The organism is Bacillus sp. mrc49, assembly GCF_002803435.1.
On sequence record NZ_PHNG01000688.1, the window covers coordinates 151,262 to 177,449 of the forward strand.

Below are 26,188 nucleotides of genomic sequence, written 5' to 3' on the forward strand. Positions count from 1 at the left end.
GGGAAGGCCTTTAAGTTTCACTTATATCGATTGTGGATATTATTCTTTTTATATGTGCCCGACTCACCGAATTCCACAAGCTCCATGGAAAGGGCGAGATACCTTTTGGAAAAGAGCGGGGCGAAATGGGCTTCCATCGCGGCGAAAAGCTTGTCACATACTTTCGTCTTATCAGGCTCATTTCGTCCAGCGCCTATTTTTAACATGGCGTGAACAAAGGCATCATCCTCAGAGCCATCAGCCACACGATAATGCTTCAATTCAATGGCCCGGGAACGAATGCCCCCAATCGGAAAGAGTGTGGGAAAGGAAATCAAAACATCGTTCATTTTCTTTAATAATTCCCCAATCTGGATTTCATCTTTCATATTGTCCGTGTATTCTACAATGATATGAGGCATATGATTGATCCTTTCCATCAATTATTGATTTTTATGTGTGACGGTTCCTGTCCTTTCGTAAAGATATCGTCACTGACGATTGTGCTGACGAGCTTTCCGATTCCTTCAATTTCCGTCGTGATTTCGTCGCCTACAGCGGTATTCGCCAATCCTTCGGGTGTTCCTGTCAATATCACATCACCTGGACTCAATGTCATGAAACTGCTGAAGTATTCAATTAACTCGGCAATGCCGAATATCATATCGTTTGTATTGCCTTCCTGGGTTAATTTTCCATTGATGTATGTCTTTATGGTAAGGTTCATCGGGTCAGGTATATCTCTGGCATCGACGAGCCATGGGCCAATCGGCGTGCAAGTATCACGGTTCTTAACCTTTAAGTTGGGGCGGTAGTAGTTCTCGAGGTAATCTCTAATTGCGTAATCATTGGCAATGGTATAACCGCAAACATATTCAAACGCTTCTTCCTTTTTTACGGCCTTCGCCGTTTTTCCGATGACAACAGCCAGTTCGCATTCATAATGCATATATGCGGCATCTAGGGGCCGTCTTGTCTGTCCGCGATGGCCGATGAAGGTATTGGGTCCTTTTAAGAAAGCCAGGGGTTCTTCAGGGGCTTTAAAAGCAAGTTCCTTTGCATGGTCTGCATAATTCAGGCCTAGTGCGAACACAGTACGGGGCTCCAACGGGGGAAGCCAGACAACATCTTGCTCATCAACGATCCGGCCATCTGTTAATTTTAGCCGTCCATTTGATTCGCATGCTTGATGGATGGCACCGGCATAAGCTACACGCGCTTTCTTCATGAAATCCCCTCCATCGCCAGTTTCTCTTCGGTTACAATCGGATTTTCCAAATAACCAATTTCTTCTATTTCGATTTTTACATGATCGTTCGCTTTCGCGAGAGGGGCATTCTCCGGAACTCCGACTAAAAGGACGTCCCCGGCATTCAAGGTCATGAAGTCTGTTACATCTTCAACGAGCCGGGAAATGGGGCGTATTAGATTGGACGTTGTATTTTCTTGCCTTAGCTCCCCGTTAATGTACACACGAATCCCTAAACGATCGGGATTTGATATCGAATCTTTGGATACGACCCAAGGGGCGATCGGGCAAAAACCATCACGGGCTTTATATCGGATCGCAGGACGGTAAACGCTTTCGTGAGGGATGCTAATATCATTGACGATCGTAAATCCCTCTATATAATCCATTGCCTGCGCTTTTTTGACTCTTGTGGCTGTCTTGCCGATTACAATTCCAAGTGATGCTCCGATTTCCAATTCAGGTACCCCAGTTGGGAGGGGAATGGGCTTTGCAAAAGCAGAAAACGTGTTTCTAGGTTTAATATAAAGCACTGGCCCTTTAGGCGGTTCATTATAAGGAGGATGGTGGACCTGTTCCATCAGCGCCTCCAAGGAACCTTTGTAGTTCAATAGGGTCCCATACAATGTTCCTGTAACCGGAATATCCAGATTCACTTGAGATAACTCCGAGCTTTTTCCGTTCCTTACCATATGATGATTTGAAATCTCCACTTCTTCCGAAAACTCTGAATCCTTAAGCTTCACCCTTGCTTTAATCACGGCACTCACCCCTTGGAAATTTTATAATCATATATGATATCGTATATGATTTATTGTTGAAGTTCAACATTTTTAGATTATTAAGGATAATTATGAAATAAAAGTAAAAAAAGAAATGCAAAAGAAAAATGCCCCTGAATATTGGCTGTATGAAACTGTTAGCAGTTCACTGAAATCGATGTGAAAAAGTCAATGATAGGGAAACACAGCTCCCCCCCGGAATCCTTGCATTCGTAATCACGTAATCTATCAAGAAATACGCGTGCCGGCTTTCTGAAATTTAATGGAGAGCGGGAGATTTTCATTCATGTGATTTATTTGCTTGTAAGGAGGGCTATGGGTATAATAAGTAGAGTAAATTCCTTAGTAAGTTAAGCTATTTTTGGAGGGAAATTCCGTGAAAATTACAATAAAAGATGCTAGCAAGTTCGTCGATCAAGAAGTGACGATTGGAGGCTGGCTTGCCAGCAAGCGTTCCAGTGGGAAAATTGCCTTCCTTCAAATACGTGATGGCTCCGGTTTCATTCAAGGAGTGGTCGTGAAGGCCGACGTGGGTGAAGAGATTTTTGCCCGGGCGAAATCGGTTACACAAGAGACATCCATGTACGTAACAGGTGTCATCCAAAAGGATGAACGCTCGCCGTTCGGCTTCGAATTACAAGTGAAAGATATTGAAATCATCCATGAATCGTTGGATTACCCGATTACGCCTAAAGCGCATGGTCCTGAATTCTTAATGGATAACCGCCATCTGTGGCTGCGTTCAAAGCGCCAGCATGCTGTGATGAAAATCCGCAATGAGATCATCCGTGCTACATATGAATTTTTCAATGAAGAAGGATTCGTCAAGGTCGATCCGCCGATTTTGACTGGAAGCGCACCAGAGGGAACGAGTGAATTGTTTGCGACCAAATATTTTGATGAGGATGCCTATCTTTCACAAAGCGGTCAACTTTATATGGAAGCGGCAGCCATGGCGTTAGGAAAGGTATTTTCCTTTGGACCTACTTTCCGCGCTGAAAAATCCAAGACAAGACGTCATTTAATCGAGTTTTGGATGATTGAACCAGAAATGGCCTTCATCGAATTTAAAGAAAACCTTGAGGTTCAGGAACAGTTCGTTTCTTCCATAGTCCAGTCGGTATTGAAAAATTGCCAGCTTGAACTGAATACCTTAGGCCGTGACACGGCTAAACTTGAACAAATACAAGCTCCTTTCCCGAGGATCACGTATGATGATGCGATAAAATTCCTTCATGAACAAGGATTTGAAGACATCCAATGGGGTGATGATTTTGGAGCGCCGCATGAAACGGCAATTGCTGAAAGTTATGATAAGCCGGTTTTCATCACGCATTATCCAACCAAAATCAAACCATTCTATATGCAGCCAGCCCATGATAGGGAGGAAGTCGTTCTTTGTGCAGATTTGATCGCCCCAGAAGGATATGGAGAGATAATCGGCGGCTCGGAGCGGATTCATGATCAAAAACTGCTTGAACAGAGAATAAATGAGCATGGCTTGAGCGAAGACGCATACAAATGGTATATGGAATTAAGAAAATACGGCTCCGTACCACATTCAGGCTTCGGCTTGGGATTGGAACGCACCGTCGCCTGGATAAGCGGCGTGGAACATGTCCGTGAGACAATTCCTTTCCCGCGTCTATTAAATCGACTATATCCTTGATTTTGTGAAGAAGCGGTTATCTTGTCGTTTGTGACAGATAACCGTTTTTTGTTAAAATTATAAACTTATTCGGTGAGCCGTATTCATGTTATACTTAAAATGAGGTGTCCAAAAACATGAATAAAGAACATTTATATGCGTGGTTTAAGGAAGGAACGATAACGATTCCATCCTTTTTGCTGACTAACTATAAGTCAATGGGACTGAATGAACAAGAAATGGTCCTATTAATACAATTGCAAAGCTTCATTGATAAAGGTAACCATTTCCCTGCACCGTCCCAAATATCCGATCGAATGACATTACAGGAAACGGAATGTCTGTACTTGATTCAGCGGTTGGTCCAGAGGGGATTCGTGCAAATGGCGGTTGAAGAGAATCAAGAAATCGGCCAGGAAAAATATTCGCTAGCGCCGCTTTATGAAAAAATGATGGACTGTTTCCTGAAAACGTTGAAGCAGGCAGAGTCTGCTGAAGTGCAAAAAGCGGAGGAGAGCTTATATACGATTTTTGAACAGGAATTTGGCCGTCCTTTATCTCCTTTTGAATGTGAGACATTGGCAATGTGGATGGAGGATGACCATCAACCTGAAATCATCAAGTCAGCCCTGAGGGAATCAGTCATTTCCGGAAAGTTGAATTTCCGCTACATTGATCGGATTTTATTCGAGTGGAAAAAGAATGGAATAAAAACCTTGGCTCAGGCCAGGGAGCAAGGACAAAAGTTCAGGGCCCATCAAAAGCGGGAACGTAAGACAGAAGCTGCACAACCAATCAAAGATGTGCCCTTTTATAATTGGCTCGAGCAGTAATGCAAAATGAAGGAGAACGCAAATGTTGAACAAAGCTCAAATTCGATTTTGTCTGGATACAATGGGGGAAATGTTTCCGGAGGCCCATTGTGAGCTGAATCATTCCAATCCATTTGAATTGGTGATTGCTGTTGCACTGTCAGCTCAATGTACGGATGTATTGGTCAATAAAGTCACGAAGGATTTATTCCAAAAATATAAAACGCCTGAGGATTACATAAGCGTTCCGATAGAAGAGCTGGAAAATGACATCCGCTCGATCGGTTTGTTTCGTAACAAGGCTAAGAATATCCAAAAGCTGTCGCGCATGCTGATCGACGAATACGGCAAGGTGGTACCTCGTGATCGTGATGAGCTAGTTAAGTTACCAGGCGTTGGCAGAAAGACCGCGAATGTGGTCGTTTCCGTTGCTTATGATGTGCCGGCGATAGCTGTAGATACGCATGTAGAGCGTGTTTCCAAGCGCCTGGGAATTTGCCGGTGGAAGGATAGCGTCTTGGAGGTTGAAAAAACGTTGATGGCTAAGATCCCCATGGATGAATGGTCCGTTACGCATCACCGCCTGATCTTCTTTGGACGCTATCATTGCAAGGCCCAATCACCACAATGTGAAACCTGTCCGCTTCTTGAATTATGCCGCGAAGGAAAAAAACGAATGAAAAGGAAAGAGGCCATGTGACGCAGATCGTATCGTTAAAAGTGTCCAAGGAATTGGATCATCCTTTCTTTTTCCCTGAAAAGGAAATCGCCTTTGATAAAGAACAGTATGCAGGATGGAGCGGGACAATTCCATTTCAGGACTTTCCATATGAAGTGCTTCATTTTAATGAGGTGGTTTCCTATACTCCATGGACAAAAGGGGCAGTGCATGTAAAGGAAGTATTGGAAAAATGGAAGCAACTTGATTCGGAATGCAGGATGTTATTTTCAGACCGGAAGGCCGGACAGACCTTAGGGCTCATGAAGCGGGGCATCAGCTTATTTTTAACGGCGGTCTTCTGGTTGCATGGAAGGCCAGTGATGCTGAGTTCCTGGCAGGAGCAAATGGAGTCCTTCCATACAATTCCGGTAAATGTCGCTGAAAGGCTTACTTTCATCCTTTCTCGACCGGCTTTCTTTCCTTCATATAGACAGCTTAGCGAGTTGTTCCAAGAATTCGAAAAACAATATGTCAAGTACATGATAAAACAAGCGCATGCTAATAAAAACGTCTAAGCGAATTAGACGTTTCATACTGCAGACAAACCCGAAAATAATGGAGATTTGTCTGCAGTTTTTTTGTTTTGTATTTTGACTGTTTTAATGCACTGCAGGCGCTCTTTTTCAGCGGGGAGGTCCTTTGAGCCTTGCGGGTTTCATGTAGACAGGCATTTCCCGCAGGAGTGTCGCACCTTGCATTCCATTCCACTGTGCGTGAACATAAAGCTGGAATTCCAATCTCCCACAGTTTAGTGGTTGTGTAGAACGTTGCATGGGTGCCGATATGAAGGGCGAAGGGAGACCGTCATTGTCCACACACTAAAAACCCGCCTAAGCAAAAGCTTAGGCGGGTTTTTTTAGTTAACCATTATTATCAGTGTCCTGGTCTTTATCTTTTTCCGGATCAGGATCAGGGACGGGCGTTTCACCAGGTTTTTCTTCTTCCACCTTACCAGGGTCGGTGTCTGTGTTCCCATCCTCGACATTTTCATCGTCTGTATTGCCTTTTCCGTCATCCGGGTTGTTGCCATTTCCATTATTATCAGTGTTGCCATCGCCGTTATTATCGGTGTTTCCATTATCAGTATCGCCATTGTTGTTTTTGTCTTCATCCTGCTTATCTTCATCGCCTTCAGCAGGGGTTTCCTGATCTGGATTTTCACCTTCGGCAGGATCTTCAATCTCCTCATCCGTACCTTCCGGTTCTTCCGCTTCTGCAGGAATTTCAACGGAGGTGCTGGCAGGGTCACTTTGCTGACCATCCGCCAATGCTACCACAGAGAAGGTATATTTACTTCCTGGGGTTGGATTCGGGATTGTCAAACTAGTATCCTTCGATTTCTTCAACACACTCTGAGCACCGCCATCAACGGACATCTTCACCTCGAATTGAGTATCTCCGTCACCTTTAGGATATGCCCATGATAGGTTGATTTGGTTACCTTCTTGATCGTATGAAGCACTGATGCTAGGTTTGTCGATTTTTTCATATTCTGTCGTTACTTGTGTCGGCTCATGGCCTTTAACGTAATACTCATAAGTGATTTTACTGCTCGGTGTATACGCATTGGCTTTTACCGCTGGGTTTGAACCTTTTATGACACCAACCTTCACAACGCTGTCCGGTTGATCAAAGTCCTTCGTTTCCTTTGTTTGTGCCATATGTTCCATCAAATTCTTAAAGATCGCCTTAGGGATCCTTTGGGAAGAATCGCCGAGGTATTCCAATTTCTTACCTGAAGCATTATCATAGCCAGCCCAAACCGCGACTGTATAATTGGTTGTATAACCCGCCATCCAGCTATCTTTTACACCGGAAGAGGGGATATTGTTTGCTGCACGCTGTTCAGGCGTGAAATTGGTTGATCCGGTTTTTCCGGCTACAGGCAGACCAGGTATATTCGCAAGCCTTCCTGTTCCATAAGGTTCATTCAAGACGCTCTTCAGCATATCGGTCACGATGAAAGCAGTGGAGTCTTTCATGACCGGTTTCGATTCTGTCTTGTTTTTGATGGTCGTTTTGTCACGCAAAACAATCTTTTTCACACTATGCGGTTGATTATAGGTCCCGTTGTTTCCGAATGAACTGTAAGCCCCGGCAAGTTCAAGGGTCGATACGTCCTTGCCGCCGCCAAGTGCAGCGGATTCCGTAATTTCCTTGTCGAAGGGAATGCCAAGCTCAACGGCAAAATCACGGCCTCGGTCCAATCCGACTTCCTGAAGTGTTTTCAGGGCTGGGATATTTAATGACCGTGCCAGCGCTTCACGTATCGTTACCGTGCCATAATGGCGCCCTGACGCATTCTTAAGCGGTGTTCCATTGCTATATGAATATTCCTCATCTTTAATCGGTTGGTATGTGGACCAATTCAAGTATTCAACTGCCGGACCGTAATCCAAAATCGGCTTGATTGTCGAACCTGGTGAACGCTTGGCATCCGTTGCATAATTCCAGCCACGTTTGACCGTCGTGTTCCTGCCGCCGCCGACAGCTTTGATCTCACCGGATTGCGTATCCAGTAAGGTGATCCCGGCTTGAAGATCTTTGCTTGGATAATTGATGATTTCATCACTATTCAACATTTTGTATACATATTCCTGGGCATCTTTATCGATCGTCGTTTGGATTTCCAAACCATCGGTGAAGACATTATAGTCACCCATCTCACCGACTTCTTCAATGACTAAATCGATGAATGCATCGTAAGCGGTCGTATCGATTTGGCTTTTATCGATTTCCTGCAATCCTTCTTTAATATCGACGCTTTGCGCATCCTTCATTTCCTTTTCTGTGATGTATCCGTGCTTATTCATTAAGTGAAGGACGATATCACGGCGTTCTTTCGCACGTTCCGGATATTTATATGGATCATAACGGCTAGGGCTTTGCGGTAACCCGACAAGCATCGCCGCTTCGTTCAATTTCAATTCGTCCAGATCTTTGCCATAATAAGTGCGGGAAGCGGTTAGGATCCCATTTGCACGGTTAGCGAAGAAAATTTTATTCACATACATCTCGAAAATTTCTTCTTTTGTATATTTCCTTTCAAGCTGGATGGATAGCCACATTTCCTGGACTTTCCTCTTTATGGTCTTATCAGGCGTTAAATAAGAACGCTTGATGACCTGCTGGGTCAATGTACTTGCACCCTCGGAGCCGAATCCGTTTTTGACGTTGGCTATTACGGCACTGCCCAATCTCAGGAAGTCCACCCCGTGATGCTTGTAAAAACGGGAATCTTCCGTTGCCAGGAAGGCGTGTTCGACTAGATCGGGTATGTCTTCATAATTGACAAAGTCCCGGTTTTCAGTACCGACTTCAGCTAGTAATTTACCATTCTCATCAAGTATTTTGGATGTAACGGGATCTTTCAATAACTTTTCGTCGAGTTTTGGAGCATCGCTTATGAAATAAGCCAATGCCGCGCCTCCTGTCACCAAGCCGATAATCCCTATCGTAACGAGTATAAGGAAAACGCGCTTAAGCATGTTGGTTGACTTCTGGGGGCCTTTTTTCGGCCCCTTTTTTTGAGACTGCCCCTGCTTTCGGCGCTCTTCCCTAGTATTATATTTTTCAGCCATTACAGCTAACCTGCCTTTCTAAAAAAAACTAAAAATTTTCTGTGATAAGCGAATCTACTACTTTAATATAGTCAATTCTCGGTTGAAAGCCAAGAGTAATCTTCTTTGAACTGTTTTCAACCTCTTTCAGTGTAATGGATTTTCGTCCGCCATCTTTCATCCGCTGCCAGTAAAAACTCAACTGTTCAGAACTCATTAAGTATATGTCATCCATTGAGGAGAATCGGATGATCACAAAGGCAATTCCGTCATGCTGGACGATGTGTTTCATATGTTCAATTTGATGGTCATGAAAGTTCTTGAGGGGGAAGGAACTGCTGTTTTTCGTTTCCTTTGCCTCAAAATCAATGTACTTTCCTTTATAAACTCCATTATAATCAGTGGTCGATGCTTGTTTGAAGTAGGCTTCCTTAATGACTGCCGCGCTTCTCTTCGGGTAGTGGACATCGACGATTTGGATGGGTGTCGGTTTTTTATGAATGACGGCAATGCCGTGTGCCAAGTAATATTGGTTGGTTTCGTTTAAATCGTCTTCCAATGTTTTTCCCCGGTTGCTATAACTGATTTTTTTAAGTGGGCTTTTCTTTTCTTCCATAGCCTGCGGTACAAATCTTCGTCCGTTGGGATAATGAAATGCCACTTTTACCCCTCCTTTTTTTCACTTATCTATATTAGCAAAAAAAGAATCCAAAATGTGAATAAAAAGAATTGTTTCTTAGAACGATAGGGTTTAAGTACAATGAAATGCCACAATTCACACGATCAGGGAAGGGCTGATTCCATATGATGCATCTGTCAGGGACGGAAAAGCGATTGCTCCATTCGATAAAAGTACGAACAGCAAAGGCGAATAGGGATAATATATCAAGAACCAAGGCATATGAACAATTTTTTAGAGAACACCCTGAAATACAATGGTCTTTTCTGGCAGGAATGGTCTCCAGGAATGCAGGCTGGAATATGTGTGATCTGGAAGGGGTTTGGTTTTCACGGCTGCTTGGCCGCAAGTACAGGCGGCATTTGTTCCTGACATACGAAGAAGCGAATTGGAGAATATTTCAAGACGCATATCCGCAATTACTTCTCTATCATTATTCGACGAGATATCGTCGTCCATTGTTTCACTTAGGGCGCTTTTTTTTCATTACTCAATTCATGACAAACGCATGGAATGCATTTTGGATAAGCGGAAATCGTGAAAACTTGGTCACGGCACTCATCATAAACGAACAAAATATCATTGAAAAACCGGTCATAAAAAAACAATCATTCGTTTTTCATTCTTTATTATTTTTCCTGCAGGACTGGATGCATTTTAGCACGGTGCTATTTCCCACCTGCACCGGAAAGCTGTATGGTTCATCCGTGTCTCATTTCAAAAATATCGATGAAAGGATTAAATTGGGGAAAAGGTTGGCCGGACTCCTGTTTTCCGAAGAGTTATTTTCACAATTTCATGACTTTTCCTGCAGGACTGAGCCGACCGGGGCAAGATATGATTATGAACGATATCGGGAAAAACCTAGGCGCCATGAAACTCCGATGCTGCGGAAGGTGTATCCTGTGATTTCCCATCAAATTGGGAAGACAGAGCAGTGGGATATGTATAGAAGGGTGAAAAAAGATTGGTTGATCGAGCCGGAGTGGGAAGAAAATCCGCAATTGAGCGAATGGTATGATCATAAGCAGAAGCAGCTTCATACAGTCGTAATGGTGAAGGAGTGGCTAGGCTTTCATTAGAAAGCGAACAGGAAAGGCATCGTTATCAAGCCTTCCCTGTTCGTGGTGCTACTCATCATCTGTTACGTAGAGGGGTGGTTTTTCCCGCTAAGTTTCGGATTGCCGGTCCCGGCTTTTTTTGAGGGCGGCTTTTGTCGTTTTTCGTACTCTTGCTCTTTGCTGTCATTCGACTGCATGAAATCACCTCCTATCTGTATTTTTGTTTAAAAGTCCAATCTTCATTCTGCCATTGTTGTCGAAGGGCATAATAAATTAAGTGAATTACACTTTCTTTGCCGATTCGCTTCTAGTTTTGTCAGGCATGAAGGGCTTTAAGATAAAAAAAAGAATAGTACAGGTAAAGAATGGGAGGGATCAGCATGGTCAATAAAAGTGTAGCAACAGAGGAAATATTGAGGATGATAGCTGAGATCAGTACCAGCCTGGATCGCTTGGAACTTTCATATGGTGAAACGGTAAATACAGTACGGTGCAAATTATGGGCAGAACAATATATATTAGTGAATGACGCCCAGGAGGCCATAGAGAAAGCCGAGGATTATTGGGTGAATACGGCGGAGGACCGCTCCTTTTCTTTCGTTACGGAGAAATCGGTGAATAAACATAATTATTTGGCTGAAGTGCAGGTATGAGTTACAGAATTTCATTTTTTCAGGATCTGGATTATACTTAGGGGAAAATGTACGGAGGAATCCATTGTGGAAAAAGAAAAACTGCAACGATTAACAGACCAATTAATAAAATATACGGAAAATGCGAATGATACCTATGAGGAAGTACGAGAGGCTGGAAAAGAAAAAGATTTTTTTTCGGAAGTTAAGCCATTTGCAGATCAGGTAAGGGAAGCATGCATGGAATGGGAAGCTGGAATGAAGGAATGGATGAAGGAAATCGAATTCAGGCACCTGTTCCCCGAGCAAATTGAACAAACGGCCCATAATCTTTCCGATGTAGCCGTCCAGGCATTTTTCCCCAAGACCAGCTATAAGCGATTCAAAAGCCATGTCCAATCCGTCGAATTTATTTTGCATAATGTAAAAGCGGAAATCGCACGGATCTTATCATAAAAAACACCTACACTTTATTGCCTCTTTTTTCATATATTATCAGAACCATGTAATGAAAAAAGAGGAGGGCTCATTGAACATGATGAGATCCGGTTTTAACCAAGTCCCCCCCAATCAAGGACAGTACCCCCATTCGTTTCCGGAATATGGGGGTGGATACCAGCAGCCCATGCAGTATCCCATGCAGCATGATCAAAATCATGAAGCCTTCGTTCCTCCATATCCCCAAAATTCGGAGGGATATATGATGCCATATCATGATCCTTATCAACAAGGGGCCTATCATCCATTTCAACAAATGCAGCAGCCGGGCAACAGTGTCATGCAGCCAATGTCCCCGATGCCGCAAATGCAGCCGACGCCGCAAATGCAGCCGACACCGCAAATGCAGCCGCCGACGCCGCAAATGCCGTACATCCCACAAATGCAATCCAATCAGTTCAATCAGTATCCGCAGCAGCAAGCGTTCAGCCCGTTTGCCAACCCGCTGTTGCCAGCCAAAAGGCCGCCGCAAGGACAGCAGCAGGCCCATAATCCTTATCCGAAGCAACAATTCATGCAAAAGCCGCAGCCATCAGGCATCAAATCGGTGATGAACCAATTCAAAACCCAAGACGGCTCCATGGATATAACGAAAATGATGAATACAGCTGGACAAATGATGAATACGGTTTCCCAAGTTTCTTCAATGGTAAAAGGAGTAGGGGGCTTCTTTAAAGTTTAGATGACAATTAAAGAAAAAGCAGACTTACAAGTGATCCAGCCACTTTCCTAAGTCTGCTTTTAAATTTGCCTAATTGATTTCAATTCGATTTCCTTTAATTTTGGGCAGGTGCAGTGTGAGGATGCCATCACGATGTCGTGCGGTAACATGTGCATCATCAATCGGTTTTTGAAAGGTAATGGTGCGGGACATGTTTCCTGTGGAGCCTTCCTTTTGAAACAATCCGTGTGTGCCGGGATTTTTATGCTGTTTTTCTGGCTGCCTCGCCGATATGGTGACAGCCTGTGTGAGAACATCAATCGATATATGGCTGCGTGCAATGCCTGGAAGGGTCGCTGTCAGGATATATTCCGAAGTCGATTCTTGTATATCAACAGGAAAGCTGCGTTCTTTTGTGGAACCGAAGAATTCATCCAAAGATTGCAGCATGCCTTTGGGAGGTCTTTCGGAAAATAGCCGATCCATTTTATTGATGAAATGAGAGAATGGTTCGATTCGAGTCCTGTTATTATTTTTTTCAGAAGAGGTCATCACGGTGCTCCTTCCTAAAAATTCCTTTGCCTATAGGCTATGTAGGGGCTGAAGTTTTGTGAATGCAAGGATGGGTTTTAGATGGGTATCTATGGGGAATAACGTTAGGGAATGAATATAATTGGAAATGAGGGATCAATATGACAGAAAGTAGCAAGCTTTCATACATAGATACGGGGAAGGGAACGAAAACGTTGCTATTTATCCATGGCTTTTGCGGAAGCCGTGAATATTGGAATGATATCGTCTCAAAATTGAAAGATGATTTTCGTATAGTGGCTGTCGATATACGGGGACATGGTGAAAGTGAGCCGAATGCAGCATCTTTTTCCATAGAAGATATGGCAAATGATATCGCATCGGTCTTGGAAAAGCTGGGAATCGATCAGGTTTATATGTTTGGCCATTCCCTCGGCGGCTATATCACCTTGGCGTTTGCAGAAAGGTTTCCTGGGAAATTGTCTGGTTTTTCATTGGTTCACTCCACAGCTTTGCCAGATGATGAAGCTTGGAAGGAAGGTCGATTAAAATCCATCGAAACCATCGAAGCGAAAGGGATTCCTGCTTTTATTGATGGTCTTGTGCCGAAGCTGTTCGCCCAATCCGAGGACCCGCGCATTGAACAAACAAAGGAAATCGGATATAAAACCAGTGAAAGCGGAGCGATCGGCTCACTGCATGCGATGAGGAACAGGGTGGACAGGAACCACGTGCTTAAAGAAACGAAGCTGCCTGTCCTTTTGGTTGCAGGCGAGCAGGATAAAGTCATAACTCCAGAAAAAACTTTTTCAGTTAAAGGCAGTCATATTCAGGAAATTACCCTTGAAGGAAGCGGACATATGGGGATGCTTGAAACTCCAAGGAGATTGGCTGAAGAAATCAGGCGGTTTGTGGAATCGAATTAATGTACAATGGACTGAGCAGGAAACGGGATGTTGCCGTTTCCTGCTTTTTTTTTTGAAAAGGAAATAGTTTCCCTTTTGCATAGAACGTTCATTCGGTAGAATAGGAATATGAGGTGGATATATGAAACTGCGAAAAAATTTACAAGAGATCATCACTGATTTAAAAACAAATGAGGGTTTTAATGAAAATATCGTACATTGGCAAGTGATTGAAGCAAAAGAGGCTAAGCAGGTTCCTTTCCCTGAACGGTTGGACGAGAAAATCAAACAAGCACTGAACAAAAGAGGGATCAATGGGCTGTATACCCACCAGGCAACTGCTTTTGAAAATGCCGTGAACGGCAATAGCCTTGTGGCGGTCACGCCAACGGCATCCGGTAAAACCCTATGCTATAATTTGCCGGTACTTCAAAAAATACTGGAAGATGAAAAAGCGAGGGCGCTTTATATTTTTCCCACAAAAGCGCTTAGTTACGATCAAAAAAGCGAATTGAACGAAATGATCCACGAAATGGACGCCCACATAAATAGCTATACGTACGATGGGGATACGCCCTCTAATATTAGGCAGAAAATCCGTCAGGCTGGGCATATCGTTATCACCAATCCCGATATGCTTCATTCCGGAATCCTGCCGCACCATACGAAATGGGTCTCCCTTTTTGAAAACCTGAAGTACGTGATCATCGATGAACTTCATATTTACCGGGGTGTTTTCGGGAGTCATACGGCAAATGTCATTAGAAGGCTAAAGAGGATCTGCAGGTTTTATGGAAGCGATCCTGTATTCGTGTGTACGTCCGCAACCATCAATAATCCAAAAGAGTTGGCTGTGGAGCTGACGGAAACACCAATGGTCCTTGTTGATAATAATGGGGCTCCGAGCGGAAAAAAACACTTTGTCTTTTATAATCCGCCAATCGTTAATAAACCGTTGAATATTAGAAGAAGTGCGGTTTTGGAGGTCAGGAGGCTTGCGAATGAGTTTTTGAAGAATAAAATTCAGACGATCGTCTTTGCCCGGAGCAGGGTTCGTGTGGAAATCCTGCTGACGTATTTGCAGGAACTTGTATCGAAGCAGCTTGGGCCGAAAGCAATCAGGGGCTATCGTGGCGGCTACCTTCCCACTCAGCGCAGGGAAATTGAACAAGGCTTGAGGGACGGCTCCATATATGGTGTGATATCAACAAATGCCCTGGAGCTGGGAGTGGATATAGGTCAGCTTCAAGTTTGCATCATGACCGGTTATCCTGGTTCGATATCGAGTGCCTGGCAACAGGCTGGCCGCGCAGGCAGAAGGCATGGTGAAGCGCTGATCATCATGGTCGGCAGCTCCAGCGCCCTTGATCAGTATATCGTACAGCATCCTGATTATTTCTTTAACAGAAATCCGGAAACGGCAAGAATCAATCCGGATAACCTTTTGATCTTGGTGGATCATGTCAAGTGTGCGGCATATGAGCTTCCGTTTAAAAAAGGCGACACGTTTGGAAAGGCAGAAATCATGGAGGTATTGGAATTTCTTGCCGAAGAAAGGGTATTGCATCAAAATGGAGACAAATGGCATTGGATGAACGATGCATTTCCTGCAAGCAATATCAGCCTTCGTTCCGCTGCCCAGGAAAATGTCGTAATCATCGATCAAACCAGTGCCCCGGGCAATAAGGTCATTGGAGAAATGGATACATTCAGTGCAATGACCCTCCTTCACGACGAAGCGATCTATTTGCACCAAGGCACGCAGTTTCAGGTCGAAAAACTGGATTGGGAAGAAAAGAAAGCATTTGTACGTGAAGTCAACGTGGATTATTATACGGATGCTAACCTGGCTGTGCAGCTGTCTGTATTGGAAGTGGATAAACAGCGAACTTTCGCTTCCACCTCTGCGGCCTTTGGTGATGTGGCCATCCGGGCGATGCCGACGATCTTCAAAAAGATCAAATTCGAGACGCATGAAAATATTGGCTCAGGCCCGATCACCCTCCCTGAAATGGAGTTACATACCAATTCCGCGATGCTTTCAATGGAGCCGGACATATTTGAATGGGACGAAAACCGGATCGAGCAAGGAATGATAGGTGCCTCCCATGCACTTAATTGCATGATTCCGCTTTATGTTATGTGCGATCCCCATGATATCCATGTGTATCCCCAGGTTAAGGCGGCACACAATGAAAAACCGACGATTTTTATCTATGATAGCTATCCAGGAGGGATTGGCTTGAGTGATAAAGTATATGAAAATTCTGAGCTCATTCTTAAGGAAACGATATCAATGATTGAAAATTGCTCTTGTGATGGCGGCTGTCCTTCCTGTATTGGAACGGAATCTGCAACAAAAACCGCTAAAAGTGATGCCAGAAGGTTATTGGGACAATTTTGTAAGGAAAAACAATCATAGAGTGCTGTGATTGGTGAAAGGAGGTGTTGTTCATGTCTTTGAAAAATAAATTGAACCGGATGAAAAAGCATATGAATATAGAGCCGGTTCAGCATGCTTCGCCAATTGCTGATAATGCCGAGGTCGTAAAGGACATTCCTTATCTTGAAAAATGGTTGGAGAACGATACCGTTTCCTATCATTTCGATGGTGACTATTGCTTCATTAGGGAGGTCCGCTATCCTTTGGATCATAAACATGGAATATATGCCTTTTCCGAACTGAATAAGATCGTGAAGGAATGGAACCAAGCGCCGCTTTCGCATCCGCTTTCCACCAAGGGAAGAAAAAGTGAAGAGCTCTTCTTCTTCGATACCGAAACGACCGGACTTGGCGGCGGTGCCGGCAATACGATTTTTCTACTCGGTTATGCCTACATTGAAGGGGAAGAGGTAGTCGTGAAGCAACATATCCTGCGGGAGCCAGGCAGTGAAATACCGCTTTACCAAAGCTTCCTTGAGAGCATTAATTATGAAACGCTCGTTACTTATAATGGGAAGTCATTTGACTGGCCTCAGTTAAAAACGAGGCATACCTTGATAAAGGAACATGTTCCGAAACTCCCGGAATTCGGGCATTTCGATTTATACCATGCTTCCAGAAGGCTATGGAAAAATAAATTGGAACGCGTGAAGCTATCTGCAGTGGAAACGGACATTCTAGGTGTGCATCGGTTGGATGATATTCCTGGATACTTGGCACCGATGATTTATTTTGATTTTGTGGAGAGAAAGAACCCCGAGATCTTATTCGGAATCATGAAGCACAATGAAATGGATGTTCTATCATTGATCACTTTGTATATCCATTTGTCCAGGAAAATCCTCCAAATGGATGGATATACGGAAGAGTCCATGGAAATTGCACGCTGGCTCGATTATCTAGGAAAGAAACAAGAATCGGCGGACGCCTATGAAAAAATCTTGGTCGCAGGAAATGAAGAAGAACGGATTATGGCTGGCCACGCCCTAGCCTTTCAGAAAAAGAAGCAGAAACAATACAATGAAGCGCTGGACATTTGGAAAGAGGTTGCCTTGAAGGGGAATGTCCAATTAAGGGTAGCGGCAAGAATAGAATGTGCAAAACTTTTCGAGCATCAATTCAAGGATGTACCTGCCGCTCTTGAATGCGCTGTAGCTGCACAACGAGAAATGATGGCGAAAGGGCAGGGCTTCCCTGCCGAAAAAAAGAAAATCGAGCTGGAAAAAAGGATTCGCCGCCTGGAAAAGAAAGAAAAATCCAAGGATCTTGCCGATGGTGCAAGAAAATCCGCAGGGCCAATTAATGAGTAAAAAAAAGAATACAAATATTGTAGCCTTCAACTATTATGTGTAAAATGGGAAGAGCTGAGGGTGGAAGCGCCGAGACATTGATTTCACTCCCTGCATCATTTAAATTTGAAAGCGGAGCGGAGAAATGCATAAAACGACTTTATTCCTATTTTTTGTTGTCCTTTGTTTAACGATTGTTTTATTTACATCACTAAAAGGCAGTTTCTATTCCTTTTTATAAGAAGAAAAAGCATCACCTTAATGGAAATGATTAAGGGTTAACCATAGTTTAGGATGTGTACGTGGTGTTTGTCACAAAGAGTTTTTTGCCTATTCCCCATAAATAGGTCATTTCATCAGTACACGTCTCCCCTTTTTTTCATAGTCTGTAATGGTAAGACTAAACTTATCAGACGAAAGGGGACGTATTTTAGATGAATTTTCGTAATTGTGGAGGAAACAACTCCAATGTAATGGGCGCATATAACAACAATAACGCCAATGTAATGGGCGCATACAACAACAATAACGCCAATGTCATGGGTGTATCGAACAACAACAACGTTATGGGCGTATCGAACAATAACAATGTCATGGGCGTTTCAAACAATAATAACTCCAACGTAATGGGTGCTTATTCTCAACCGATGCAATATGGCCCAACACAAACACTTCCATCTCAAATGGCTCCGGCCCAAGTCAACCCAACCAAGCAATATGTCAATACGAATGTATCGAACACAGTGATTCCTGTCGTTCATCCATCACATACTACTACGGTCAACAAACATGTGAACACGTATAAGCATTACTTCCCACATACACAATCCGTGGTGAATGAGTGCTATAACCAAAACTTGATTTGTGGAAAGCCGCACAATCCGTGTTGTCCACCTAGGCATTACGGATACTGATTAATAAGGGCTATTAAGCCCTTATTTTCATACATAATCACTAAAAAGGGAGATTGGCCAAGCAATGAAGGTTTTATATTTAACTGGCTACAAGGCGTTTGAATTCGGGATATTCAAAAATGACCACGAGGCCGTGAAATATATTAAGAAAGCGATTGAACAGCGTCTTTTACCGTTGGTGGAAGATGGACTGGAATGGGTGATCATATCCGGACAGTTAGGAACCGAGCTTTGGGGAGCCGAAGTGGTATTCGACATGCGGAAGCATTATGATCAGCTTAAATTAGGCGTTCTCACCCCCTTCCTGAAGCAGGAGGAATCATGGAACGAGACCAATCAAGAGTATTATCGGTCGATATTGGCCCGTGCCGATTTTGTGGAATCGATTTTCAATAAACCATATGAAGGGCCCCAACAATTGAAAATCAAGAACAAATATATGATCCATAAAAGTGATGCGATGCTCATCATTTTTGAAGCCGAAAAAGATGGTTCAGCCAAATACCCATACTATGAGGCGCTGAAAAAAGCGGAAAATCAACAATACCCCATCTATCAGGTGAACTTTGATGACCTGCAAATGGCGGCGGAAGAGGGCAACTGGTCCGGAGAATGACGGTGTGAAAATAATTATGGATTAAAAGTTGTTTCTGAAAGCCATTCATATTATGATGAAATTTAGATAGAGATTCATGGGAGTACATAGCGCGCACGCAAACAGTATGCATTTGTTAGTGTGTTTCGTTGACAAACCCAGTCAGATTTGAAAAAATAATAAAAAGTCATTTGTATTGGCGAAAGTATTGAGGTGAGTCTTATGCTATCCGATAAGATAAAATTAACGGCTAAAGATATTCTTGAGAAGGATTTTAAAACAGCCATGCGCGGTTATAAACCTGAAGATGTCGATCAATTCCTGGATCTGATCATTAAAGATTATGAAGTGTTCCATCAGGAAATCGAGGATCTTAAACAAGAAAATCTTAAATTGAAAAAACATGCCGAAGAAAGTACAAAACGTCCGAATCAGCCTGCTCCCAGTGCAACTCCGGGAACCACTAACTTTGACATCCTGAAACGGTTATCCAATCTGGAAAAACACGTTTTTGGAAACAAGCTTTTTGATTAATTCCTTCTACAAAAAGGAAAATGATTTTGGTGTTGTGTTTTGATAAGTAATGGAGTATAATCAATGATGTTATGTTAACGTTTGGGTAATTGCTGCTGCATTCTTTGCAGTAGAGGAAAGTCCATGCTCGCACGGACTGCGATGTCCGTAGTGTTCGTGCCTGGCGAAAAAATAAGCTTGGGCAGCAGTCTTGGACTGTTGACGGCTGGGAAAATGCCTAAGTCCTCTTGGATATGGCATGAATACCTATAAAAGTGCCACAGTGACGGAGCCTTTACAGAAATGTAAAGGGTGGAACGAGGTAAACCCCACGAGCGAGAAACCCAAATTAATGGTAGGGGCGCTTTCTTCCTTGGAATTGAACGAGGAGAAGGACAGGAGCCATGCTTCTGTAGATAGATGATTACCGCCGAAGTACGAGACGCGAGTCGCTTGCAGTACTGAGGAACAAAACATGGCTTACAGAACGTTATCATATTATATCAAAAGCACAACTCTCCTTTTAAAAGGAGAGTTTTTGTTTGTGAAGCAGCCCTTTAATAAATTATTTATCGATATCCAAAACTCCTCTGTGTTAAACTAAGTACTTGACGTAAATCACGAATCACGAAGTTCTATCATTATCAATGTAGAAGCAGTAGGACGATGGATTATTTTCATCCACTGCCTGCTTGCCAAAAAAAATCTGAGATAGTTACGCTATTCCATGATTCTGGGTATCCTCTATATATAAGGATCCGTCAATCGAGTGGGTGTGAATAGCAGCTGCATGAGTATCGGAATGTCACCAAAAAACGATTGCGGTCATGGTCAGTCGATACATAGAATGTGTGTAAGCTTCAAGCGTTGGATGACTGCATATGGGTAAGCTTTTTAAAAACGGCAATCTCCGACGAACGCTAAGCGGATTAAAAGGAACGGAAACTTTTTGCTTAAAATCGACGTCCTGTCACATCCTGCCAAAAGAAGGCGGAGCAGGGCGATCATGATTTGGATTAATGGAAAGAAGGTGCAATACTAATGAAACAATTCGATATTATCGCGACGTCAGCAATGGGATTGGAATCCATTGTTGCCAAGGAAGTTAGGGATTTAGGTTATGATTGTCAGGTCGAAAATGGAAAGATCATGTACAAAGGTGATCAATCTGCGATTGCCCGCTCCAATTTATGGCTTCGGAGTGCAGATAGAGTCAAAATTAAAGTCGGAGAATTCAAAGCATATTCTTTTGATGAATTGTTTGAAAAAACGAAGGCCTTGAATTGGGAAGATTATTTGTCGGCCGATGTCGAGTTCCCTGTTAGCGGTAAATCCGTTAAATCACAGCTTTACAGCGTACCTGATTGCCAGGCTATCGTCAAAAAGGCGATCGTTGACAGATTGAAAAGCAAATATAAGCAAGTATCCTGGTTTGCCGAGACTGGCCCTTTGTTTAAAATTGAAGTATCCATCTTGAAAGATGTAGTGACGCTTACGATGGACACCTCAGGTGCAGGCTTGCACAAACGTGGCTATCGTACCGGGCAGGGGGAAGCGCCCCTTAAAGAAACCTTGGCAGCAGCCTTGATCATGCTGACCAATTGGAAACCGGAAAAACCTTTCATCGATCCATTCTGCGGATCCGGGACCATTCCGATCGAGGCAGCTTTGATCGGGCAGAATATAGCTCCTGGCTTCAATCGCGAATTTGTTGCGGAAACGTGGTCGTGGATGGACGGTAAGGTCTGGGATGAAGCGAGGAATGAAGCGGAGGACTTGGCCGATTATGATCAGCATTTGGATATAACCGGCTGTGATATTGACCATCGAATGGTTGATATAGCCAAGGCCAATAGTTTTGAAGCTGGCCTGGGGGATTTGGTTGAATTCAAGCAAATGCAAGTGAGGGATATATCAACGAGGAAAGAGTATGGTGTCATTGTAGGTAACCCTCCGTATGGTGAACGGCTTGGGGAGAAAAAAGCGGTCGAACAAATGTATCGGGAAATGGGACAGGCGTTCAAGAAGCTTGATACCTGGTCCGTATACATGATCACCTCCAACCCAGACTTCGAACAGCATTACGGGAAGCCAGCAACTAAAAAAAGGAAGTTGTTCAACGGCTTTATCCGTGCCGATCTTTATCAATATTGGGGAAAACGCCCGCCGAGACAGCCCCGAGTCGAGGAATAGGTCCAATATAATGGAACATTTTGAATAGTCAGGACGTTTTATTCATAATAGGTTCCAGTCTTGCTTATCATTTCCTTTTCTGTTATTCTAATAGTGAATTATTTTTGTTCAGATTTAAGGAATACCTTAATGTGCAATGAGCAAGGATAGTAATATAATGTGTGGAAAACACACTAGGAGGCAACAAAAATGGAACAAGGTAAAGTAAAATGGTTTAACGCAGAAAAAGGTTTTGGCTTCATCGAACGTGAAGGTGGAGACGATGTATTCGTACATTTCTCAGCTATCCAAGGCGAAGGTTTCAAAACACTTGAAGAAGGCCAAGATGTTACATTTGATGTAGAACAAGGTCAACGTGGACCACAAGCATCAAACGTAAACAAAGCTTAATTCAACCCTATATTATTTACAGACAGGCTCTTTTTAGAGCCTGTCTTTTATTTTCCTTGGACCAATTGTGAACAGCATACATAGAAGGGAAGCATGTGCTGAACATTTCATTCCTGGTATATTGGCAAATACCTTGACTATTAAAGTGTAATAAAGGATAATATACTTTTGCTTAAGATTATTATGGTGCGGATTTGACTTACTTTATGATAGATAAAAGGGGAGACCAGGATGCTTAAAACACTGCCTTTTTCGGTAACAAAGGAAGATTCTTTTTACGATAAGCTTTCAGAATGGATCGGTGATGTTTTTTACGATATTCTTCCCGAAAAAGGATTTGAGCTGCGTGATGAACAAATCTTCATGGCATTTCAGTTGGAAAAAGCCTTTAAAGAAAAGAATGTAAGTTTTGCTGAAGCTGGTGTAGGGACCGGTAAGACCTTGGTCTATTTACTATATGCGATTTGTTATGCAAGATATACGAACAAGCCGGCAATCATTTCGTGTGCAGATGAAACATTGATTGAACAGCTTGTGAAAGAAGAAGGCGACATTGAAAAAATCAAGAATGCGTTAGGTATTGAAGTGGATGTCCGTCTTGCCAAATACCACGATCAATATGTTTGTCTTAAGAAATTGGAGCATGCGGTCAACCATGAAGATTCTGAAGGCATCGATCAGCTTTATGATGAACTTCCGAAGTTTGTCCATGATAACTCATCCATGAATGCCTATACAGCATACGGGGACCGTAAACAATATCCCTATTTGAATGATGAAGATTGGTCCAAAGTCGGCTGGGATCAGCTTCAAAATTGTTTTACTTGTGATAAACGCCATCGCTGCGGCCAAACCCTATCACGGGATCATTATCGAAAATCAAGTGATTTGATCATTTGTTCCCATGACTTTTTCATGGAGCATGTATGGACTAAAGAGAAACGAAAGCGCGAAGGGCAATTACCTTTACTTCCAGAGCATAGCTGCGTCGTCTTTGATGAAGGCCATCTATTGGAATTTGCTGCTCAAAAGGCGTTAACGTACAAAGTCGGCGAACAAACACTCGCTTCTGTTTTGGAATTGCTTACAGGCAATCAGGTTCGTGAAGAAACGCTTTACATCATTGAAGACTTAATTGACATCAATGAAGAGTTTTTTGATTTGCTCGATGAAAAAGCGATTCATGTCAGCGGATCGAATCGCTATGAAATCCCGATGTCCAAACAAATAACGAGCTTCGCCCAAAAGCTTCATAAAAAGGTTGAAGAGTTGGAGGAGAGCCTCGTTTTTGAAGCGGAAATGTACACGATCAATGATTATGACCTAAAGGTTACGGAAGAATATTTAGAACAGCTGGGCTACTCGCTTTCACTATTCGTGAAGGACGAGCAGGCCGTTTCCTGGTTTGAAGAAAATGAAATGACGAAAACATTGGTCATTATGCCAAGGCTGGTACAGGACATCCTGTCCGAACAAGTATTTTCTAAAAAGATCCCGTACATTTTCTCATCGGCGACATTATCGGATAATAAATCTTTCCAATACATTGCTGATAGCTTAGGGATAGAAAAGTATGACAGCTTCTCTGTGGAATCTCCATTCGACTATGATGAAGTTATGAAAATGAACATGCCTGTCTTTGAAAATGGAGACCAAATGGCGAAGCTTCAGTATACATTGAAAACGATTGAGGAAAATGAAGGACGGACGCTGGTGTTATTCCATTCAAAAGAAGAATTGCATTGGTTCAAGGATCATTGTCCTGAATCCGCTTATCCTTTTTATTTTGAAGGGGAAGCGGAAATCAGTGATCTTGTTAAGAAGTTTCAAGAAGATGAGCAATCATCCCTGTTCTCCTATCATTTATGGGAAGGTCTGGATGTTCCGGGGCCATCACTGCAAAATGTCGTGATACACTCCTTGCCATTCCCGCCGCGTGATCCAGTGTTTGAAGCCAAACGGAATTCGGTTGTCGATGCATTCGAGGAAGTGGATCTTCCATATATGCTCCTTCGCCTGCGTCAAGGGATAGGTCGCTTGATCAGGACGAGCGATGACTCGGGAACCGTTCAGATTTTGACGGAAAAGAATCTTTCGGAACAGGTGAAAGATAAGATCGTCTCCGTTCTTCCTGTTACATTGTAAACGCACTTCAGTCTAGAGCCTAAGGGGGCTTGCTCCCTTGGCTCTTTTTTTTTGCCGATAGTTCTGAGGTGAATGATTTTAGTATAATATGGTAAAGTGTAGGTGGAAGGAGCAGTGAAAATGAATAAAAAGGGTATCGAACTGATAGAAAAGGAATTTAAAGAGTATGTCAAGAAAATTGCAGCCTATAAGGAGGCACTGGCGCTGATTTTTTGGGATTTGCGCACAGGTGCACCGAAAAAAGGAGTAGAGCAGCGATCAGAAGTTGTTGGGGTTTTATCCTCAGAGGTTTTTAATATGAGCACAAGTAAAGAGATGGAGTCCTTCATTTCAGGACTTGCAATGGGGGAAGCGAGCCTGAGCCCTACCACCAATAAAATGGTACAAGAATGTAAAAAAGAGTTCGAAAGAAACAGGAAGATCCCTGCAGATGAATTCAAGGAATTTGTAATTCTGCAATCCCGCTCTGAAAGTGCTTGGGAAGAGGCAAGGGAAAAAGCGGACTTTTCGTTATTTCAACCTTACCTAGAGCAAATTGTTGCGTATACGCGTAAGTTCGTAGAGTATTGGGGCTATGAGGGACAGAAATACAACACCCTATTGGATATGTATGAACCAGGGATAACCGTAGACATACTTGACAAGGTATTCAGTGAACTCCGTGCGAGTATCGTGCCTCTTGTAAAGCAAATCGCTGCAAGTGAACATCAACCGGAAACGGCATTCCTTTATAAAAAGTTCCCAAAGGAAAAACAGCATCAATTGAACCTTGCCGTTTTAGAACAGCTAGGGTATGATTTCAAGGCCGGCAGGCTGGATGAAACCGTCCATCCTTTTGCGACTGGAATCAATCGGGGCGATGTCCGGGTGACGACCCGCTACGATGAGAATGATTTCAGGGGTGCCATCTTTGGTACGATCCATGAATGCGGACATGCCATTTATGAGCAGAATATCGCGGAAGAGTTAACCGGAACGCTGCTTGATGAGGGGACATCAATGGGGATCCATGAATCGCAATCACTGTTTTTCGAGAATTTCATCGGGCGGAACTATAGCTTCTGGAAGAATAAATATTCCCTTCTAAAAGAATTTGCTCCCGGGCAATTCGATGATGTGACGCTGGATGACTTCTACCGTGGCATTAACGAATCAAAGCCATCTTTCATCCGCATTGAGGCAGATGAACTTACATATCCTTTACACATCATGATCCGGTATGAGCTGGAAAAAGCCCTATTCAATGGAGAACTTGAAGTGAAGGACTTGCCTAAGGTCTGGAATGAAAAATATAAGGAATATTTGGGGATCGTGCCTGAGAATGATGCAATGGGTGTATTGCAAGATGTACATTGGTCAGACGGCAGCTTCGGCTACTTCCCATCTTATGCATTGGGATATATGTATGCAGCCCAAATCAAGCAGTCCATGCTAAAAGACTTGCCTGAATTTGATGCTTTGTTGGAATCCGGCAACATGGAACCAATCAGGAAATGGCTGAATGATCATGTCCATAAATACGGCAAAACAAAAAAACCTCTAGAGATTTTGGAAGAAACGACAGGGGAAGGATTGAATGTCCAGTATTTAATTCAGTATCTTGAAAGTAAATACAAAAAAGTTTATAAAATTCAATAGAATATAGGGGACCTTGGTGAAAACGCCAGGGTCTTCACATTTTTTGGAGAATTAGGGAAAATAACCGGCTGTAAAATTTCATAATATTCCAAAAAAACGAATGTTCATTTTACATTTTAATTGAAAGTTCGGTTTTTATCAAAAATGCCTTTTCAAATTAAAGAAGCGTTGTTATAATTCATATATTAATAAAATTATAAAGTTTCACTCGTATAATCGCAGGGATATGGCCTGCAAGTTTCTACCGAATTGCCGTAAATAATTCGACTATGGGTGAGTAATAGATTCTGTCGCATACATAATGGGAGGCTTTTGCTTTTGCCGATTCATTATACATAAATGCCCAGGAA

24 protein-coding genes, 1 other RNA gene and 1 riboswitch are annotated in these 26,188 nt (G+C 43.0%); of the genes, 19 read left to right on the plus strand and 6 right to left on the minus strand.

Translation table 11 applies throughout. The annotated features are described in order from the left end of the window. Positions 1 to 17: 17 nt before the first annotated feature. From CVN76_RS12040 to CVN76_RS12050, 3 genes are read right to left on the minus strand one after another with little or no spacing between them, the layout of a single operon-like run. Positions 18 to 401, minus strand: a complete 384-nt coding sequence (locus tag CVN76_RS12040; RefSeq protein ID WP_100531596.1) for a 5-carboxymethyl-2-hydroxymuconate Delta-isomerase — start codon at positions 399 to 401, stop codon at positions 18 to 20. Between the two features lie 17 nt (positions 402 to 418). Then, complete coding sequence (locus CVN76_RS12045; protein WP_061144251.1) at positions 419 to 1,207, minus strand: fumarylacetoacetate hydrolase family protein; 789 nt, start codon at positions 1,205 to 1,207, stop codon at positions 419 to 421. Further along, positions 1,204 to 1,989 (minus strand): fumarylacetoacetate hydrolase family protein, encoded by a 786-nt coding sequence (locus CVN76_RS12050; protein WP_100531434.1) that lies wholly within the window; start codon positions 1,987 to 1,989, stop codon positions 1,204 to 1,206. Before CVN76_RS12050 ends, CVN76_RS12045 begins: the two co-directional genes overlap by 4 nt. 397 nt (positions 1,990 to 2,386) lie before the next feature. On the opposite strand from CVN76_RS12050, the gene asnS reads away from it, so the two are divergent. The 4 genes from asnS to CVN76_RS12070 all read left to right on the plus strand — a co-directional run bounded on the left by asnS (position 2,387) and on the right by CVN76_RS12070 (position 5,706). After that, positions 2,387 to 3,679 carry an asparagine--tRNA ligase gene (gene asnS, locus CVN76_RS12055; protein WP_100531435.1) on the plus strand — a complete coding sequence of 431 codons (1,293 nt, stop codon included), beginning with the start codon at positions 2,387 to 2,389 and terminating at the stop codon, positions 3,677 to 3,679. Positions 3,680 to 3,795: 116 nt separating this feature from the next. Beyond that, the gene (locus CVN76_RS12060) at positions 3,796 to 4,491 is read left to right on the plus strand and encodes a DnaD domain-containing protein (RefSeq protein WP_100531436.1); all 696 of its coding nucleotides are present in this window, start codon (positions 3,796 to 3,798) and stop codon (positions 4,489 to 4,491) included. A 22-nt stretch (positions 4,492 to 4,513) separates the two neighbouring features. Next, positions 4,514 to 5,170: an endonuclease III gene (gene nth / locus CVN76_RS12065; protein ID WP_100531437.1), complete on the plus strand. Its 657-nt coding sequence runs from the start codon at positions 4,514 to 4,516 to the stop codon at positions 5,168 to 5,170. Further along, positions 5,167 to 5,706, plus strand: a complete 540-nt coding sequence (locus tag CVN76_RS12070) for a YpoC family protein (RefSeq protein ID WP_100531438.1) — start codon at positions 5,167 to 5,169, stop codon at positions 5,704 to 5,706. The genes nth and CVN76_RS12070 overlap by 4 nt, the downstream gene beginning before the upstream one ends. Positions 5,707 to 6,051: 345 nt before the next feature. Here CVN76_RS12070 and CVN76_RS12075 read toward each other — a convergent pair whose 3' ends face one another. Both CVN76_RS12075 and recU read right to left on the minus strand, forming a co-directional pair. After that, the gene (locus tag CVN76_RS12075) at positions 6,052 to 8,679 is read right to left on the minus strand and encodes a PBP1A family penicillin-binding protein (RefSeq protein ID WP_198512544.1); all 2,628 of its coding nucleotides are present in this window, start codon (positions 8,677 to 8,679) and stop codon (positions 6,052 to 6,054) included. Between the two features lie 121 nt (positions 8,680 to 8,800). Next, positions 8,801 to 9,412 carry a Holliday junction resolvase RecU gene (recU, locus tag CVN76_RS12080; RefSeq protein WP_100531440.1) on the minus strand — a complete coding sequence of 204 codons (612 nt, stop codon included), beginning with the start codon at positions 9,410 to 9,412 and terminating at the stop codon, positions 8,801 to 8,803. A 143-nt stretch (positions 9,413 to 9,555) separates the two neighbouring features. Between recU and CVN76_RS12085 the strand changes: the two genes are divergently transcribed. From CVN76_RS12085 to CVN76_RS12100, 4 genes are all read left to right on the plus strand, one after another. Then, on the plus strand, positions 9,556 to 10,512 hold the full coding sequence (locus CVN76_RS12085) for a DUF2515 family protein (protein WP_100531441.1): 957 nt from the start codon (positions 9,556 to 9,558) through the stop codon (positions 10,510 to 10,512). 359 nt (positions 10,513 to 10,871) lie between these two features. Beyond that, positions 10,872 to 11,144: a hypothetical protein gene (locus tag CVN76_RS12090; RefSeq protein ID WP_061144243.1), complete on the plus strand. Its 273-nt coding sequence runs from the start codon at positions 10,872 to 10,874 to the stop codon at positions 11,142 to 11,144. A gap of 66 nt (positions 11,145 to 11,210) precedes the next feature. Beyond that, the gene (locus CVN76_RS12095) at positions 11,211 to 11,579 is read left to right on the plus strand and encodes a YppE family protein (protein WP_100531442.1); all 369 of its coding nucleotides are present in this window, start codon (positions 11,211 to 11,213) and stop codon (positions 11,577 to 11,579) included. A gap of 79 nt (positions 11,580 to 11,658) precedes the next feature. Further along, the gene (locus tag CVN76_RS12100) at positions 11,659 to 12,303 is read left to right on the plus strand and encodes a YppG family protein (RefSeq protein WP_232732190.1); all 645 of its coding nucleotides are present in this window, start codon (positions 11,659 to 11,661) and stop codon (positions 12,301 to 12,303) included. Between the two features lie 69 nt (positions 12,304 to 12,372). Here CVN76_RS12100 and CVN76_RS12105 read toward each other — a convergent pair whose 3' ends face one another. Further along, a complete protein-coding gene (locus tag CVN76_RS12105; protein ID WP_100531443.1) occupies positions 12,373 to 12,834 on the minus strand; it encodes an Hsp20/alpha crystallin family protein in 462 nt (153 codons plus the stop codon). 140 nt (positions 12,835 to 12,974) lie between these two features. Between CVN76_RS12105 and CVN76_RS12110 the strand changes: the two genes are divergently transcribed. The 11 genes from CVN76_RS12110 to CVN76_RS12160 all read left to right on the plus strand — a co-directional run bounded on the left by CVN76_RS12110 (position 12,975) and on the right by CVN76_RS12160 (position 25,838). After that, positions 12,975 to 13,739 carry an alpha/beta fold hydrolase gene (locus CVN76_RS12110; RefSeq protein WP_100531444.1) on the plus strand — a complete coding sequence of 255 codons (765 nt, stop codon included), beginning with the start codon at positions 12,975 to 12,977 and terminating at the stop codon, positions 13,737 to 13,739. A 121-nt stretch (positions 13,740 to 13,860) separates the two neighbouring features. After that, on the plus strand, positions 13,861 to 16,140 hold the full coding sequence (locus tag CVN76_RS12115; RefSeq protein WP_100531445.1) for a DEAD/DEAH box helicase: 2,280 nt from the start codon (positions 13,861 to 13,863) through the stop codon (positions 16,138 to 16,140). 32 nt (positions 16,141 to 16,172) lie between these two features. Further along, on the plus strand, positions 16,173 to 17,471 hold the full coding sequence (locus CVN76_RS12120; RefSeq protein ID WP_100531446.1) for a ribonuclease H-like domain-containing protein: 1,299 nt from the start codon (positions 16,173 to 16,175) through the stop codon (positions 17,469 to 17,471). Positions 17,472 to 17,884: 413 nt separating this feature from the next. Continuing rightward, entirely contained in the window at positions 17,885 to 18,364 is a 480-nt protein-coding gene (locus CVN76_RS31770) for a CotD family spore coat protein (RefSeq protein ID WP_232732191.1), read from the plus strand. A 64-nt stretch (positions 18,365 to 18,428) separates the two neighbouring features. Next, positions 18,429 to 18,980 carry a DUF1273 domain-containing protein gene (locus CVN76_RS12130; protein WP_100531447.1) on the plus strand — a complete coding sequence of 184 codons (552 nt, stop codon included), beginning with the start codon at positions 18,429 to 18,431 and terminating at the stop codon, positions 18,978 to 18,980. A gap of 201 nt (positions 18,981 to 19,181) precedes the next feature. After that, complete coding sequence (gene gpsB, locus CVN76_RS12135; protein ID WP_057915139.1) at positions 19,182 to 19,493, plus strand: cell division regulator GpsB; 312 nt, start codon at positions 19,182 to 19,184, stop codon at positions 19,491 to 19,493. Positions 19,494 to 19,570: 77 nt separating this feature from the next. Then, positions 19,571 to 19,960: RNase P RNA component class B (gene rnpB / locus CVN76_RS12140), an RNA gene on the plus strand. A 553-nt stretch (positions 19,961 to 20,513) separates the two neighbouring features. Beyond that, complete coding sequence (locus CVN76_RS12145) at positions 20,514 to 21,665, plus strand: THUMP domain-containing class I SAM-dependent RNA methyltransferase (RefSeq protein WP_061144235.1); 1,152 nt, start codon at positions 20,514 to 20,516, stop codon at positions 21,663 to 21,665. Positions 21,666 to 21,854: 189 nt separating this feature from the next. Then, the gene (locus CVN76_RS12150; protein ID WP_034307871.1) at positions 21,855 to 22,055 is read left to right on the plus strand and encodes a cold-shock protein; all 201 of its coding nucleotides are present in this window, start codon (positions 21,855 to 21,857) and stop codon (positions 22,053 to 22,055) included. Between the two features lie 231 nt (positions 22,056 to 22,286). Further along, the gene (locus CVN76_RS12155) at positions 22,287 to 24,200 is read left to right on the plus strand and encodes an ATP-dependent DNA helicase (protein ID WP_100531448.1); all 1,914 of its coding nucleotides are present in this window, start codon (positions 22,287 to 22,289) and stop codon (positions 24,198 to 24,200) included. A gap of 120 nt (positions 24,201 to 24,320) precedes the next feature. Next, positions 24,321 to 25,838 (plus strand): carboxypeptidase M32, encoded by a 1,518-nt coding sequence (locus CVN76_RS12160; RefSeq protein WP_100531449.1) that lies wholly within the window; start codon positions 24,321 to 24,323, stop codon positions 25,836 to 25,838. 188 nt (positions 25,839 to 26,026) lie between these two features. Continuing rightward, positions 26,027 to 26,128: riboswitch (purine riboswitch) on the plus strand. The last annotated feature ends 60 nt before the right edge of the window (positions 26,129 to 26,188 follow it).

Bases quoted from the DNA above. Each gene is read 5' to 3' on its own strand.
- CVN76_RS12110 (WP_100531444.1), top strand. From the start codon at position 12,975: ATGACAGAAAGTAGCAAGCTTTCATACATAGATACGGGGAAGGGAACG.
- CVN76_RS12100 (WP_232732190.1), top strand. From the start codon at position 11,659: ATGATGAGATCCGGTTTTAACCAAGTCCCCCCCAATCAAGGACAGTAC.
- CVN76_RS12045 (WP_061144251.1), bottom strand. From the start codon at position 1,207: ATGAAGAAAGCGCGTGTAGCTTATGCCGGTGCCATCCATCAAGCATGC.
- CVN76_RS12090 (WP_061144243.1), top strand. From the start codon at position 10,872: ATGGTCAATAAAAGTGTAGCAACAGAGGAAATATTGAGGATGATAGCT.
- CVN76_RS12160 (WP_100531449.1), top strand. From the start codon at position 24,321: ATGAATAAAAAGGGTATCGAACTGATAGAAAAGGAATTTAAAGAGTAT.
- CVN76_RS12150 (WP_034307871.1), top strand. From the start codon at position 21,855: ATGGAACAAGGTAAAGTAAAATGGTTTAACGCAGAAAAAGGTTTTGGC.
- nth (WP_100531437.1), top strand. From the start codon at position 4,514: ATGTTGAACAAAGCTCAAATTCGATTTTGTCTGGATACAATGGGGGAA.
- CVN76_RS12060 (WP_100531436.1), top strand. From the start codon at position 3,796: ATGAATAAAGAACATTTATATGCGTGGTTTAAGGAAGGAACGATAACG.
- CVN76_RS12155 (WP_100531448.1), top strand. From the start codon at position 22,287: ATGCTTAAAACACTGCCTTTTTCGGTAACAAAGGAAGATTCTTTTTAC.
- gpsB (WP_057915139.1), top strand. From the start codon at position 19,182: ATGCTATCCGATAAGATAAAATTAACGGCTAAAGATATTCTTGAGAAG.
- CVN76_RS12105 (WP_100531443.1), bottom strand. From the start codon at position 12,834: ATGACCTCTTCTGAAAAAAATAATAACAGGACTCGAATCGAACCATTC.
- CVN76_RS12040 (WP_100531596.1), bottom strand. From the start codon at position 401: ATGCCTCATATCATTGTAGAATACACGGACAATATGAAAGATGAAATC.
- CVN76_RS12145 (WP_061144235.1), top strand. From the start codon at position 20,514: ATGAAACAATTCGATATTATCGCGACGTCAGCAATGGGATTGGAATCC.
- CVN76_RS12085 (WP_100531441.1), top strand. From the start codon at position 9,556: ATGATGCATCTGTCAGGGACGGAAAAGCGATTGCTCCATTCGATAAAA.
- CVN76_RS12130 (WP_100531447.1), top strand. From the start codon at position 18,429: ATGAAGGTTTTATATTTAACTGGCTACAAGGCGTTTGAATTCGGGATA.
- CVN76_RS12115 (WP_100531445.1), top strand. From the start codon at position 13,861: ATGAAACTGCGAAAAAATTTACAAGAGATCATCACTGATTTAAAAACA.
- CVN76_RS12075 (WP_198512544.1), bottom strand. From the start codon at position 8,679: ATGCTTAAGCGCGTTTTCCTTATACTCGTTACGATAGGGATTATCGGC.
- CVN76_RS12120 (WP_100531446.1), top strand. From the start codon at position 16,173: ATGTCTTTGAAAAATAAATTGAACCGGATGAAAAAGCATATGAATATA.
- CVN76_RS31770 (WP_232732191.1), top strand. From the start codon at position 17,885: ATGAATTTTCGTAATTGTGGAGGAAACAACTCCAATGTAATGGGCGCA.